Genomic DNA, 14,923 nt, shown 5'->3' on the forward strand with positions numbered 1-14,923 from the left:
TGTTCTTTCGGCGATATAAAAGAACGGTGAAAGAGTTTGTACAGAAGTGGGGAAAGCGCATCGCAACGCCCCAAATGTTGGTTATTGCAATCGTTACGCTGATTGCATCGTTTATTGGCGCATGGCTCAAGCAGTTCCCAGGATTTAGTCTGCTGGGTGCTCTGATTATTGCACTGCTGATCGGTATGATTGTGCAGTTCCCGCTGCGCGCTTGGTATGTACGCGACAATTCGATTCGTGCAGCAGGCGTCAAGGATGCTGCAGGTCTGATCGCTAACAAGCTGCTGCGCCTCGGTATTATTCTGCTCGGCTTCAAGCTCAACCTGGAGCTGCTGTTTACGACGGGCATTAAGTGCCTGCCAATTGCTGCCGTTATTGTGGCACTGACTGTTACGGTGACGTACGCCATTGCTCGCTGGCTTGGTGTGAATCCTCTGCTCGCTATTCTCGTTGCAGGTGGTACGGGCATTTGTGGCGCTGCTGCTGTTATGGCAATTTCCGGTTCGATTAAGGTTGGTCCAGACCGTGCTGAAGAGAAGTCGAACGACGAAGTTATTGCAGTTGCCATTGTGGCAATTATGGGTACGATTTTCGCTCTGCTCGAGCTGTTCATCGGCCCATTCACTGGCCTGAGCGAGAAGCAGCTCGGTATTGTTGCTGGCGGTTCGCTGCACGAAATCGCACATGCTGTGGCAGCGGGTGAGGGCTTCGGTCCAGTCGCACTTGAGATGGCAACGATTATGAAGCTGTCGCGCGTGCTTATGCTCGTGTTCGCCGCAATTATCATCGCTATTTGGTGGGATAAGACGCAGTCCGACGTCAAGACTGACGGCAAGCGCAAGATTACGTTCCCTTGGTTCATGCTCGGCTTCATTGCCGCTTCGGTGCTCGGCACGCTGTTCATCTCGTGGTGGGGTCCTGCAGGCAAGGCATTCGCCGGTGGCTGCGTTGACGTCGCTTACATTGTGCTTGGTATGGCTATGGCTGCTCTGGGCATTAACGTCAACTTCTCGGTGCTCGCTAAGCGCGGCGGCAAGGCTCTGCTGGCAAGTGCCATCGCTTCGGTGCTGCTGCTCGGCTTCTGCATCTGCATAGCATCGTTGTTCTTCTAAAGTTGTGATGCGTGCCTAAGTCACGCACAGAACTTGCTTGGGGACGGTCGAAAGATCGTCCCTTTTTTATTGAATTTCTGCGGTTGCAGCAATGGCGTCCCAATACGTGCTCTCATATAGTGAGCAAAAAAGCAGGTTGACTTAGGCAAGAAACAAACAACGGCGTACAATGCCCGAGGCGCAAAAAACAGTTGAGCCGCCGAGGGGCTTCGTTTTCCCAAAATTGGCTCAAATACGCCCCAAACACTGTTAGAACCCAAGATCGCAAAACCTTGCGCCAATATGAAGAAGTGAAGAATCGAGGATGGTGGCACCATGCCTAAAATGTCCCAAACGCCTACATCATCTAATTCATTCAATCTTTCCCAATTGTTCTCATGGAAAATACATGGGGACGGAAAAACGCTTCGACCAGGGGAAATTGTTGAACCAGATGAACGACTAGCGTGGTCAAGAGTTGTGGGCATAGGTGCCCAACACGTAGTTGCTATGTTCGGAGCAACATTCCTCGTCCCAATACTTACTGGATTCGATCCCTCAACCACACTATTCTTCACCGCATTCTCAACAGCATTGTTCCTGCTGATTAATCGGAACATTCTCCCTAGTTATCTAGGTTCTTCATTTGGATTTATCGCTCCAATCGCCGCAGTTACTGCTTCTGGAAAAGGCATTGCAACAGCCAGTTTCGGCATTATGTGCACAGGCCTTTTACTCGCTCTGATTGGTATTCTCGTTCACTACGCAGGCGCCTACTGGATTGACCGCATTATGCCCCCAGTCGTAAATGGCGCCATCGTTGCCATTATCGGCTTTAATCTCGCACCAACAGTCTGGACGAACTTCCAAGCCGCACCAGATACTGCAGTAATTACCTTGCTCGCTGTACTGCTATGTGCCATTTTGTTCAAGGGACTGCTCGGGCGTTTAAATATTCTGCTCGGCGTACTGATCGGATATGCCTACGCCTGCTTCCGCGGCCAAGTGGACTTTGGTCCAGTAGCGCACGCTGCATGGATTGGCTTCCCGAAGTTCCATACGCCACAAGTTGATTTCTCAGTACTGCCAATGTTCCTTCCAGTCGTACTCGTACTCGTTGCAGAAAATGTTGGCCATGTGAAGTCAGTCGCAGCCATGACGGGTCGCAATTACGACGATATGATCGGCTCAGCACTGTTCGCTGATGGTCTGGGCACCTCAATCGCAGGCTTCGGTGGTGGCTCTGGTACCACAACCTACGGTGAAAACATTGGTGTTATGGCCGCAACGAAGGTGTATTCAACAGCCGCATACTGGTGTGCTGCGGGATTCGCCTTCATCCTGAGCCTGTGCCCAAAGTTCGGTGCCATTATTAATACGATTCCAGCTGGCGTACTTGGTGGCGTCTGCACATTGCTCTACGGCATGATTGGCATGATTGGCGTACAAATCTGGGTTGATAACAAAGTTGATTTCGGTAAGCCACTCAATCTGATGACTGCAGCAGTCACGATGATCGTCGGCATTGCTAACTTCCAGTTCGCATTCCAAGGCATCCAGTTCAACGGTATTGCCATTGGCTCGATTGCAGTCCTGATTATCTATCACGGGCTCAAGGGCATTGGTAGGCTCACCGGCACGGTGCCTCGCACCGCAGCACAAGCTGAACAAGAACACGAACTCGAGACTCACGAAGAAGCTGACTTTGTTCATGAGACGCAAGGCCTATCTGCCACGCAATCAGCGACAATTGATCATAAGAGTTGATCTGAGCAAACCTATGCTGCAATGAGCGACAACAGGGTAGTACACAGTTCAGGCAACCTGGCTCAATGAATCACTCGCGAACGGCGCTAGAAATTTCTAGTGCCGTTTCGCTTTTCGGGGGAACGCTGGTAGACGCCTTCACATAGTATGAATTGGCTCGATTTACTGAGCATTAGCAATCTGACATGAAAGGCCGCGGTGCCAAACTCAACTTCCAGCAAGGATCAGGCAGTGCAAGCAACTCTGCCTCAAGCATCCTCCACAGCGTTAGACGATTCTCCAGTTACGTTCGGCGAACTCGGTGTGCCGGGTCCGCTGGTTCACGTACTTAAGGCGGATGGCAAGACCACAGCGTTCCCAATTCAGCGCGATACACTTCCTGACTCGCTCGCCGGCCGCGATGTGCTCGGCCGTGGCCGTACCGGCTCAGGCAAGACGCTTGCGTTCTCCATTCCGCTGGTTTCTAGACTTTCTGAAGTTGATTACGCACTGGGTTCGGGTTATTCCGATGCTGATTTCCGTAAAGCCGTCAAAAAGACTCGCAGGCGTCATCAGCAAGAACATCGCGAACAGGGATTCGTTCCACATCCACGCGGTCTTGTGTTGGCTCCAACACGTGAATTGGCCAACCAGATTAGCGAAGTGCTCGCACCGTTGGCTGCTGCCTATGGCATTGATACGACGACCGTTTACGGTGGTGTGCGCTACCAGCGCCAGATCAGTGATCTGCGCGCAGGTGCCGATATTGTTGTTGCATGCCCAGGCCGCCTTGAAGATCTGATTAATCAGGGTGCTCTGACGCTGTGCGACGTGCAAGTCGTTGTTATTGATGAGGCAGACGAAATGGCCGATATGGGCTTCCTGCCTCCAATTAAGCGTATTCTTGGCCAGATTCAGCCAAATGCACAGCACATGCTGTTCTCGGCAACGCTGGATCACGGTGTTGATGAAGTCGTCAACGAATTCTTGCATGATCCAATCGTGCACAGTGTTGATGATGCCAATGCTCAAGTGGATTCGATGACGCATCACGTTTTTGTGATCTCGCGTAACGATAAGCCAGCACTCGTCAAGGCTTTGGCTTCGGGCAAGAGCCGTCGCATTCTGTTTACGCGTACAAAGTTCCAGGCGAAGAAGCTTGCTAAGTCGTTGACGCAGCAGGGTATTCCAGCTGCTGAACTGCACGGCAATTTGAGCCAGAACCAGCGTGATCGTAACTTGGCTGCGTTCGAGCAGGGTGATGTCAATGTGCTTGTGGCTACCGATGTGGCTGCACGTGGTATTGACGTCAGCGGCGTTGACGTTGTTATTCAGGTGGATCCACCAGAGGATCCAAAGGCTTTCTTGCACCGTTCTGGCCGTACGGCACGTGCTGGCCGCAAGGGCGATGTGGTAACGATTATGACGCCAGATCAGCGTCGCTACGTCAGGACCTTGCTGCACAAGGCCAACATCAACGCTAAGCCTCATAAGGTCGCGCTTGATGATGCTGAAGTGCTCGAAATGATTGGCGAAGTTGCTGAACCTGTGTTCGGCTGGGATCTCGATAAGACGCAGCCAGTCCGCCCAGCTCGCAACCAGAGGAATCATACGCATAAGCGCAATCCAAACCGTTCGGGACGCAAGGATCGCGGACCAAAGAAGAATGTGCAGGAGTCTGCAGAAGCAAGGCAGCAGCGTCAGGCCGAACAGCAGCGCATGAAGAAGGACCGCAGGCGTAAGCGCGCGGCCGAGCGTTTGCTGGCACAGGGCAAGGAACTCGAGGGTTCGCTGAAGCAGTTCCATGCTGAGCACCTGCGTGACTGGACGCAGGAAACGACTGAGTCGGGTAAGAAGAGCAATGCTCACTCGCGCAAGCGCCGTAATGCACAGCAGGGCCACGTTGCCACGCGTAAGCAGGGCGCACAGTCCTCAGAGCAGAACCAGCATAAGAATCACAAGCATGATGCTGGCCAGCATGTTCCAAACAACCATGGCAATAAGAACCATGGCAAGAGCGGCACACGTAAGCAGAATACACGTGTAACGCAGACGAATGGTGCACATGGTAACGCACATAAGCACAATGCACATGCCAAGAATGGCAAGCAGAATCCATTCTCGAGTGCATCGCGCAAGCAGCAGAACCAGAAGCACAAGCGCCACTGATTACACTGCAGCGTAACAGCAATGGGCGGTACTGGAATTACTCCAGTACCGCCCATTGGCATATATGTGCTGGTTTGTGCTTCGGCAAGTACTGTGCGCTCTGGCAAGTACCGTGCTTCGACGATTAGTGCTGTGCAGTGTGCGTGCTGCTGAGCTGCGCTGGATCGCCGCCATTCATACGAGCTGCGATCTTGGTCATGCAACACATTGGCAGTAGGCGAGCGAGGAATGCACTCGACTTAGCAAACATGCCCTGGTATCCCAGTGCACGACCCTTATGCATACGCGAATAAGCAAAGTGAGCAACCTGATCAGCTGTTGCAGGCCTCGTCATCGTAAAGAAGTTCTTGCCTTTCATCTGAGCCTTCGCCTCAAAACCAGTCGTAATAGGACCAGGACAAATAGTGGTGACTGAAACGCCAGAGCCACGCAGCTCATAGTTCAGAGCAACGCCCAATGACGTCACATAGGCCTTAGTAGCAAAATACAGAGCCATAAATGGGCCAGGCATGCGGCTTGCAATAGAAGAAATATTCAGAATGCGACCCTTATGATGGTGGCGCATATCATTGCCATACAAATAGGTCAGTTGCGTCAGCGCATGCATATTGACCATAGACATAGTTTCAATGCTCTTCCATGGAGCATCAAAGAATCGAGTCCATGCGCCAAAACCAGCACAGTTAATAAGCTCATCAACAACTAAATGCTTAGACTGCGTAAAATTATGCAGTTTCTGGGGACCATCGTTGGTACTTAAATCAGTGGCGAAGACTTGAACGTCAACGTCATAGAGCTCGTTGAGGCTTTGCTGTAGTGCTACAAGAGCATCATCATGAGTAGCAGTCAATACCAGATTCTGGCCAGAACCTGCAGCTTCCTTTGCCAAAGAACGGCCTAAACCACCTGTTGCACCAGTAATAACTGTGTATGCCATTGTTGCTCCTTATTACCTAAGCTGTTGTACTAGTTCCAGCAATACTGGGCGCATCTCAATGAATAATGAGAACGGCGTAGTCATTGTTCCTAAGGCCCAACAGGTTTTTCAATCAGGCGTTACGGCGCTTACACCAGACAATCGCCAATCCAGCAAGTGCTGTGGCAATAAGACCGCCACCAAATGCATAGAACAACGTCGTACCATCGCCACCAGTATCTGGCAGTGTAACGCCCTTCATATTGACAACTGTGCCGTGCACGCGACCTGAATTGGAATCAGTAGTCCAACCTTGTTGGTCTACTGCAAGATTCGTAATCTTCGGTTGCATTGTAGACATTTCGGTAGCGTGATCAGGCTTCAAAATGAAGTTAATAGGAGCAATTGGATTGAATCCCTTTGGTGTATAGGTTTCCTGAAGCTGATAGGTGCCTTCATCGAGACCAGAGAACGAGAAAGTGCCATCATTGTTGACCGTAACAGGACCGAAGGATTCGTGGCTACCAGACATGCAGAACAGTGTGAACTGTGGCATATCATTCGTAGGCGTTGCTGCCGTAGAGCCATCGGCATTTTCGAAGAGCTTCTTAAAATCGGCGCCATAGGTAAAGACGGTTGCATTAGATGATGGTGTGGTTGCTGTATCTTTGCTACCGCCTTCATTCGGATTTGACGAGTAGGTAATAGTGGCCTTGTTGGTATTACCTGGATTGCCGACGGTAGCGTTCATATTCAGAATGGCATCGTAGGAGAGCACAATCTGAGTATCTGCAGTAAGCGACGAAATAGCTTTGAGATTCGAACACGACACCGTAAATGGCTGACCTGAAATCATCTGGTCAGATGGATTCGAGGTGAAGTTTTGCGTAATGTCCGTGGACTGACCATTCGTAATTGCCACAACATCAATCGTCCAAGGATACAGCGTCAAACCCGCTGGCAACGTATCAGTAAACGTGTAAGCAAAGGTTTTGAACGCATCATAATTTGCTGGCAAAGTACCAGTGACTTGGAATGGAATCGTAAAACCAATGGAGTGATCGGCATAGTCAACCCATTCACTTTTCGTAACGTTACCGTCTTCACCGTAGAAGTTCTTCTGTACTTTCTTATCAACGATGACGGTACCATTCTCCAACATGACGTTCAGTGGCGTATTGCCAAGTGTATCGACCATGTACTTGGAATAGGTTCGGTCAGAATCTTGTGATTTTGCTGTTTGCGCGAGTAAATAGTAGCCAACCTGAGCAGTAATAGGTTTTGTAGCATCAGTTGGTGCCAGCGATGGCTTTGGCTTCTGTGGTAAAAAGGCTGATGCAAATTGCGAGACCGTAGACGACTTCAGCTTCGTGGTGACGAATGAAATAATATCGGCATCAGCAGGCTTAGCAGCAGCATCCTTATTCACTGTCTTCATTGCTGAAGTAATTGCCGATCGATAATCAGGATTGACGAGATAGCTAATTGAGTTACCTGATTGCGATTCAATATCGAGTAGTCGATATCCCTCGATTTTATCGCCCTCTTTGGCGTTCAAAACTTGAATTGTACTGGTTTGAGTCGAGGCTTTACCATTCTTATCTTGAGTAGTTGGTGTTGATGATGCATTGTTTGACGAGGTTACTGCATCATTGGTTGAAGAAGTAGTAGAAGAAGCAGATTGCGATGGTGTTGCTGAAGGCGATGGCGTAGCGGATGGTGATGGAGCAGCGGGCGATGGGGTGGTAGGTGATGGCGTAGCAGTTTGCGATGGCGTGGACGTTGACGATTGCGCGTTTGCCGTTGAGGAAGCATGTTCAGGAGCAGAAGCACCGGTTGACGGCGGCGCTTCAACGGATGGCGTCTGCGTTGACGCACCCACAGGTAAGTCATCTGCATAAGCGCTATTCGTGCCCACAATGCCGGTTAGTGCAAAAGCTAATCCAGAAACAGCTGCGGCGATGCCCTTCGCAACGCGGTTCATAATGCTCCTTATTCACGTCCGGAGCATCCCCGCTGCGGTGCACGCCCCAAATTTCAGCACACACGCTCATAGTCGTATAGATACAGGTGAGGGAAACGTGATCAGAGCCCACCCTACATAGCGCATACCATCGCAGTTCTTGCCATGCAGTTCCATATGTTCAACCGTTGTACTCGCATATAAATGACCCCGAAGCAGCCTTTTACTATATGGGGAGCAGAGCGTCGGTATCTTTACATTTCGATAGACAACTGACGGGGCATGACCATAAACATCGTCTCGGAGCATAGTTCGGTTCATAGTAAACAGAAACCACCACACAGCTAAGCCATGTGGTGGTCTCTTTCGTGTTGCAGAAATAAATCAGAATTTACTGCTGAACCGGGCGATTACCGCGGACGAACTGTACAATAACGCCAACGAACGTACCGATAATAGCCGGCAGTACCCAACCCAGCGTCTGCTGCTGGAATGGCAGATAGTTGAGCAGATTCTCAAGCCACGTTAAGTGACCGCCGAACACAGCAGTCAGGCTCACAGCGCACTGTGAAATGCTGACAATAGCCGTGAACACCACAGTCCACAGATATACCGGACGGAACTTGCTCGTGAACGGACCTTCGAGCAGCGCCAGCAGCACGAGCACAATAGCAATAGGGTAGAGCGCTTCGAGCACTGGCATTGACAGACGAATAATCTGGGCCAAGCCAAGGTTCGAAATAATCAGTGCAATAAACGTAAACAGCACAGTCCAAGCACGGTAGCTGAACTTACGGCCAAAGACAGTTGGGAACTGCTTGCTGAAGAACGAGCTTGCCGTACTGAGCAGACCAGTGCACACATTGAAGCACGCAATAATAAACGTCAGGCCAACGAACACGGTGCCAGCAGATCCAAATGCCTGCGTCGTTAAGTTGCTGAGCACATCAGTACCCGTAGCAGTTGCAGGATCAATTGGCTGCAGCGTACCCGAAATCGTACCGATAACGCCAAGCATGCCGTACACCACAATAAGCATGACGCCAGTGGCCAGACCAGCAATACCAGTTTCGCGACGAACGCGCGATTCTTTCTTAACACCGAACGCACGAATATTGGCAGAAATAATAATGCCGAAATACAGCGTGCTCAGCAGATCAAGCGTCTGGTAACCATCGAGGAAGCCCTGCACCATAGCACCCTGAGCATAAGAACCCTTGGCAGGTTGAATAGGACCATGAGGCAGCAGCAAGCACATGACGAACAGAATAACGATCATGGCAATGAGCAGTGGACCCATAAAGCGGCCAAGAATCTTTGCCAGTTTTTCTGGATGCTGTGCCACAACCAAAGCGATAGCAAAGAACACAATCGAATATACGAGCTGCAACCACTGCTGCGAGCCATCATGAATAAATGGCACAAGAGCCATTTCAAAACTCGTAGAAGCCGTACGAGGAATAGCAAACAGTGGGCCAATTGTCAGAATAATAACAACGGCCAGAATCGTTGCGAACTTAGGAGAAACACGACCGGCAAGCTGACGGAAGCCGCCAGCAAACGAAACAGCGAGCACAGCCATAATTGGCAGACCAACTGCAGAAACAATAAAACCAACAATCGCAGCAAACGATGCGGTACCAGCTAATGCGCCGACCAGAGGTGGGAAAATTAAATTACCTGCACCAAAAATCATCGAAAACAGCGTAACAGCAATAACATTGCGGTGATTCAGCGTTAGCGATTGCAGCGACTGCTCATCAGTCGCTGTCTGCTCCTGTGTGGCTGTGTGCTGATCATTCAGCTCCTGCTCAGCCACAGTTGTATTGTGCTCTTCTTTAGCACGCTTACTCATGACAATTCCCTTATTTTCTTCACACCGTTAAGTGTGCTCTCTCTCACACTTCCATGGTAACGAACAATAATATTGCCGACAACGATACCCAGAGCGTTTTGGACCCAAGCTTCAGGGGGTCTTATTAAACTGTGGAAACGTTGAAATTGTCGAAGACACCAGCATAACAGCTGGTGCGTTGGAGGAGAATATGACAACGGAAACTGAGCGTAAAGCAAACGTTGGCGTAGTTGGCCTGGCAGCCATGGGTGCAAGCTTGGCTCGTAACCTCGCACATCACGGCAACCGTGTGGCCGTTTATAACCGTACGTATCAGCGCACGGAAACGTTCATGAAGGAACACGGTGACGAGGGTGTGTTGATTCCTTCGCAGACCGTTAAGGAATTCGTGGAATCGTTGAGCGTTCCACGTACGGCCATCATTATGGTCAAGGCTGGTGCTCCAACCGATCAGGTCATTAACGAACTCGCTGAGTACATGGAGCAGGGCGACATCATCGTTGACGGTGGTAACGCATACTTCGAAGATACGATTCGCCGTGAGAAGGCTATGGCTGAGCGCGGTATCCACTTCGTGGGCATGGGCGTCTCCGGCGGTGAAGAGGGTGCTCTGAACGGCCCAAGTATGATGCCTGGTGGCTCTGATTGGTCTTGGGAGACGCTCAAGCCAATTCTCGAGTCGATCGCAGCTAAGGCTCCTGATGGAACGCCATGCGTGGCTCACATCGGCCCTAACGGCGCTGGCCACTTCGTCAAGATGGTGCACAACGGCATTGAGTACGCCGATATGCAGCTCATTGCTGAGAGCTACGACCTCATGCGTCGCGGCCTCGGTATGGATCCTCAGCAGATCGGCGATGTGTTCGCTGCTTGGAACAAGACCGAGCTCGACTCCTACCTCGTTGAGATCACGGCTGAAGTGCTGCGCAAGCGCGATGAGAAGACGGGTAAGCCAATCGTTGACATGATCGTGGATCACGCAGGCATGAAGGGTACAGGCACGTGGACCGTGCAGACCGCTCTGTCGCTTGCTGTTCCTGTGACCGGCATTGCTGAGGCAGTGTTCGCTCGTGGTCTGTCTGATCAGACGGCTCTGCGTGAGCAGGCTCAGAAGGAGAACTTCAAGGCTCCTGAAGCTGCTCTGCACATGGATGGCGCAGAAGCAGAAACGTTCATCGAGCTCATTCGTGAAGCTCTGTACGCTTCGAAGATTGTGGCCTATGCACAGGGCTTCAACGAAATCGCTCAGGCTGGCCAGAAGTACGGCTGGGATATTGACATGGCTCAGGTTGCTCGCATTTGGCGCGCAGGCTGCATTATTCGTGCAAAGTTCCTGAACCGTATTTCGGATGCTTTCGAGTCGGGTTCGGCAGATATTTCGCTGCTGTTCGCTCCATACTTCAAGGAAGCGCTCGAGAACTGCGAAGAGGCTTGGCGCAAGGTTATTGCAACGGCTACGATGCACGGTATTCCAACGCCTGTGTTCTCGTCGTCGCTCGCTTATTTCGATGGTCTGCGTTCGAAGCGCCTGCCTGCTGCTCTGATTCAGGGCCAGCGCGATCTGTTCGGCGCTCACACGTACCAGCGTGTTGACGAGCCAGGTGCTTTCCACACGCTGTGGGCTGAGCCAGATCAGAAGGAAATCAAGATTTCTGACTGAGCTTTGACGCTCGATATATAGCAAAAGCCTCGCTCTTGAGTTCAGGAGCGAGGCTTTTATTGTGCTGCGTAACAGTTACGTTGCGCTGGTTTATTAAATTATTTGTATTTCTGTGAAACCTACATTTGGTCAGTGAACCAAATTGTTTCCTGAGTACCACGAGCAAACGAAGCTGGCCAATCAGGATCATTGCGACGTGAGTAGGTTTCCTTAACAGCCTGAGCCTTAGCTTCACCAGAGCCAATAAGCCACACGCGTGCCGAATGATTAATCATTGGCACAGTCAGCGTTGTACGCAGTGGTGGCTGCTTAGGGGAGTCAGACACACCAACGCACAGAATATTGGCATCATCAATAAGCGTCTGAGGGAAGCCTGGGAACAGCGAAGCAAAGTGACCATCAGGGCCAATGCCGAACATAGCAATATCGAGTGCAGGCGTGCGATGATTCTTAGCGAGCTCAGGATCCTCAATAGCGCTCATCGTTGGCTTCAGGCCGAGCTCTTCAATAATCGTGGCTTGGAATGCACGCGTAACACGAGCCAACAGCTCATCGTTTTCAGCCTGATCAGCAGCCTCAATTTCTTCTGGCGTACGAGGATCTGCAGGCATCTCATGTACCTGCGAACCATCAATAGCACCAGAACGCATCAGCGTATTGAGCAATGCTTTACGAGCACCACGAGCATTACGCTCATCAGATTCAGCATTGACGAAACGTTCATCGCCCCACCAAATATGCACGCGCGTCCAATCAATCGTGTCTCGCATTGGCGAATCATTAATGGCACGCAGCACGGCAGTACCATCGGTACCACCGCTCAACGCAACATCAACTCGAACACGATCTGGTTCCATAAGCAGCGTGCGCACCGTTTCAATAAAACGATCAGCAACACACTCTGCTACAGCATCACGAGTATCTGCCTTAATAACAGTTCGATTACGCATTGACTCCTCGATTTATTTGATTAACCCTGTGCAGCGTTGAGTTTTCAGTCCAATGGCATGGACTTCAACACTTCGCCATAAATTTCATCTGGATACAGACGGCCAAGCTCTTCCGACAAGCATTCCTGCATCGAGCGCGTAGGCACAGGCGTATGTTGTGCTTGCTGGCCAGGAACGCTTACCGTAGCAATACCCTTATCAGCAGGGCGACGTTCCAGCGACAGCACGCCATCAGCACGCGTCATATAGACGCCAGTTACGGCAGTAGCATCGTCTTCAGTCTCAATCGTGACTGGCACCTGCAAACGTAGATGTAGCCACTGAGCCAGCATCAGCAATGGCAAGAAGTCCTTAGGACCAGTGACCTTCACCGATGTAATAGGCAGGTGCGGTGGCTGATCAAGCAGCGAAGCCAGCATGGCTCGCCACACCGTCAGACGTGTCCACGACATGTCAACATTCTGTGGAGCCCAGTTGCGCTGCAAATCACGCAGCGTTTGCATTGGGTTCTCGCTCATAATCGCATCGGTAATACGGCTATTAGCCATAGCACCAACCAAATGAGCCGAAGGATCCGAAGGAGCCTCATCAGGCCACCACGCCACAATTGGTGCATCCGGCACAAGCAGAGGAATCGTCAACGTATCCAAATGATGCGTCAGACCTCCACGAGGACGCAACACAATGACTTCGCCTGCACCTGCATCGGCGCCGAAACGAACTTCAGCATCCAAATAGGTACGCGTTGTTTCATCAGCACTAGCAGGACGCTCACTTGGTGCAATAGCAATAACACGGCATGGGTGTTCACGGCTTGCCTCATTAGCCCACAGCAGCACCTGCTCCAGATGCTGCTCGTTGGTCATAATAATGAGTGTCAGCACACGACCAAGAGCCGCTTCACCGCGCTGCTCATGCAGCTCGTCAATTTTGTCGGAGATCTCATTGGTCTCCGTATTTTGCATCGTAATAATCACGGCTTCCTCCAACGGTGTCCGTCACGTGCCAACATTTCATCTGCCTGAGCTGGACCCCATGTGCCAGCACGATACGGTTCTGGAGTGCCCAAAGTAGACCAGAACTCTTCAATAGGGTCAAGAATGCGCCAAGACAAATCGACTTCACGCGTAGTAGGGAACAGTGGCGGATCACCAAGCAGCACATCAAGAATGAGTCGCTCATAAGCCTCTGGAGAGCTCTCCGTGAACGAGCTGCCATAGTTAAAGTCCATTGATACGTCACGTACTTCCATAGAAGTCACGCCTGGCACCTTAGCGCCGAAACGCATCGTCACACCCTCATATGGCTGCACACGAATCACAAGTGCATTCTTACCGAGTTCCTGCGTTGCCGTTGACTCGAATGGCAGGTGAGGAGCACGCTTAAAGACCACAGCGATCTCAGTAACACGGCGGCCCAAGCGCTTACCCGTACGCAGGTAGAATGGCACGCCAGCCCAGCGCCTTGTATCAACATCAAGGCGAATTGCCGCATAGGTTTCGGTTGTGGAATCTGGGTCAATACCTTGTTCTTCCAAATAACCAACAACTTCACGCGAACCCTGCCAGCCAGCAGCATACTGGCCGCGAGCTGTATGAGCACGCAAATCCTTTGGCAAACGAATTGCCGAGAGCAGCTTCGTCTTCTCAGCCGTTAAATCACAAGCCTTGAACGACAGTGGCTCTTCCATAGCCGTTAATGCCATGAGCTGTAGCAAGTGGTTCTGAATAACGTCACGAGCAGCACCAATGCCGTCGTAGTAGCCAGCGCGGCCACCAACGCCAATATCTTCAGCCATCGTGATCTGAACGTGATCCACATAGTTGTTGTTCCAGATTGGCTCATACATTGTGTTGGCAAAGCGCAAAGCCAGCAGGTTCTGCACAGTTTCCTTGCCAAGATAATGATCAATACGGAACACGCTATCTTCGTCAAAGACTTCAGCAATAACGTCATCCAGACGCTTAGCGCTGGCCAAATCGTGGCCGAATGGCTTCTCAATAATGACGCGACGCCAAGCATCGCCTTCCGACTTTGCTAAGCCGCAGTGTGCGAGCTGCTTAGCCACCAGAGGGAAGTCGCGAGGAGGCACTGACATATAGAACGCATGGTTGCCGCGCGTGCCACGATCACGATCCAATTCAGAAACCGTGTTGGACAGTCGCTCAAATGCTTCAGCATCCTCAAACGTACCGCGCACAAAACGAATACCTTCGGCGAGTTGCGCCCAAGTATCCTCACGGAATTGCGTACGGCAGTGCTCCTGCACATTCGTCTTTACAAAATTGCGGAACTGCTCTTCGCTCCAGTCGCGACGAGCAAAACCAGTTAAGCCAAACTCAGGTGGCAACAGGCCGCGATTCGCTAAATCATAAATAGCTGGAAGCAGCTTTTTGCGCGATAAATCGCCTGTTACACCAAAAATGACAATCGAGCATGGACCTGCAATACGAGGCAGACGCAAGTCTCGAGCATCACGCAACGGGTTCGTCCACGTTTGCAGGGGTTCAGATGAAGATGTTGCATCTTCATAGTTCAAAGTAGATGTCATAGTGCCCTAGTGTAATCGGCTT

The 14,923-nt window shown here is 51.1% G+C and carries 10 protein-coding genes; 4 read left to right on the forward strand and 6 right to left on the reverse strand.

Features of this window, described 5'->3' with window-relative positions; translation table 11 throughout:
* Positions 1–26: 26 nt before the first annotated feature.
* From D2E26_RS01995 to D2E26_RS02005, 3 genes are all read left to right on the forward strand, one after another.
* Positions 27–1,112 carry a YeiH family protein gene (locus tag D2E26_RS01995; protein ID WP_125963014.1) on the forward strand — a complete coding sequence of 362 codons (1,086 nt, stop codon included), beginning with the start codon at positions 27–29 and terminating at the stop codon, positions 1,110–1,112.
* 324 nt (positions 1,113–1,436) lie between these two features.
* Complete coding sequence (locus tag D2E26_RS02000; RefSeq protein ID WP_125963379.1) at positions 1,437–2,858, forward strand: uracil-xanthine permease family protein; 1,422 nt, start codon at positions 1,437–1,439, stop codon at positions 2,856–2,858.
* A 231-nt stretch (positions 2,859–3,089) separates the two neighbouring features.
* Entirely contained in the window at positions 3,090–5,006 is a 1,917-nt protein-coding gene (locus D2E26_RS02005; protein ID WP_125963015.1) for a DEAD/DEAH box helicase, read from the forward strand.
* A gap of 124 nt (positions 5,007–5,130) precedes the next feature.
* On the opposite strand, the gene D2E26_RS02010 is transcribed toward D2E26_RS02005, so the two are convergent.
* The 3 genes from D2E26_RS02010 to brnQ form a co-directional block, all read right to left on the reverse strand.
* Positions 5,131–5,943: an SDR family NAD(P)-dependent oxidoreductase gene (locus D2E26_RS02010; protein ID WP_125963016.1), complete on the reverse strand. Its 813-nt coding sequence runs from the start codon at positions 5,941–5,943 to the stop codon at positions 5,131–5,133.
* 112 nt (positions 5,944–6,055) lie between these two features.
* Positions 6,056–7,906 carry an isopeptide-forming domain-containing fimbrial protein gene (locus tag D2E26_RS02015; RefSeq protein ID WP_125963017.1) on the reverse strand — a complete coding sequence of 617 codons (1,851 nt, stop codon included), beginning with the start codon at positions 7,904–7,906 and terminating at the stop codon, positions 6,056–6,058.
* Positions 7,907–8,276: 370 nt separating this feature from the next.
* The gene (gene brnQ, locus D2E26_RS02020) at positions 8,277–9,635 is read right to left on the reverse strand and encodes a branched-chain amino acid transport system II carrier protein (protein ID WP_420897199.1); all 1,359 of its coding nucleotides are present in this window, start codon (positions 9,633–9,635) and stop codon (positions 8,277–8,279) included.
* Between the two features lie 295 nt (positions 9,636–9,930).
* Between brnQ and gndA the strand changes: the two genes are divergently transcribed.
* Positions 9,931–11,400 carry an NADP-dependent phosphogluconate dehydrogenase gene (gene gndA, locus D2E26_RS02025; protein ID WP_125963019.1) on the forward strand — a complete coding sequence of 490 codons (1,470 nt, stop codon included), beginning with the start codon at positions 9,931–9,933 and terminating at the stop codon, positions 11,398–11,400.
* Positions 11,401–11,519: 119 nt separating this feature from the next.
* Here gndA and D2E26_RS02030 read toward each other — a convergent pair whose 3' ends face one another.
* The 3 genes from D2E26_RS02030 to zwf are packed head-to-tail and all read right to left on the reverse strand — an operon-like array spanning position 11,520 to position 14,901.
* The gene (locus D2E26_RS02030) at positions 11,520–12,350 is read right to left on the reverse strand and encodes a 6-phosphogluconolactonase (protein WP_125963020.1); all 831 of its coding nucleotides are present in this window, start codon (positions 12,348–12,350) and stop codon (positions 11,520–11,522) included.
* A 44-nt stretch (positions 12,351–12,394) separates the two neighbouring features.
* The gene (locus D2E26_RS02035) at positions 12,395–13,327 is read right to left on the reverse strand and encodes a glucose-6-phosphate dehydrogenase assembly protein OpcA (RefSeq protein WP_125963021.1); all 933 of its coding nucleotides are present in this window, start codon (positions 13,325–13,327) and stop codon (positions 12,395–12,397) included.
* Positions 13,324–14,901 (reverse strand): glucose-6-phosphate dehydrogenase, encoded by a 1,578-nt coding sequence (gene zwf / locus D2E26_RS02040; RefSeq protein ID WP_125963022.1) that lies wholly within the window; start codon positions 14,899–14,901, stop codon positions 13,324–13,326. The genes D2E26_RS02035 and zwf overlap by 4 nt, the downstream gene beginning before the upstream one ends.
* Between the last annotated feature and the right edge of the window lie 22 nt (positions 14,902–14,923).

The organism is Bifidobacterium dolichotidis, from assembly GCF_003951975.1.
Taxonomy (GTDB): Bacteria; Actinomycetota; Actinomycetes; order Actinomycetales; family Bifidobacteriaceae; genus Bifidobacterium; species Bifidobacterium dolichotidis.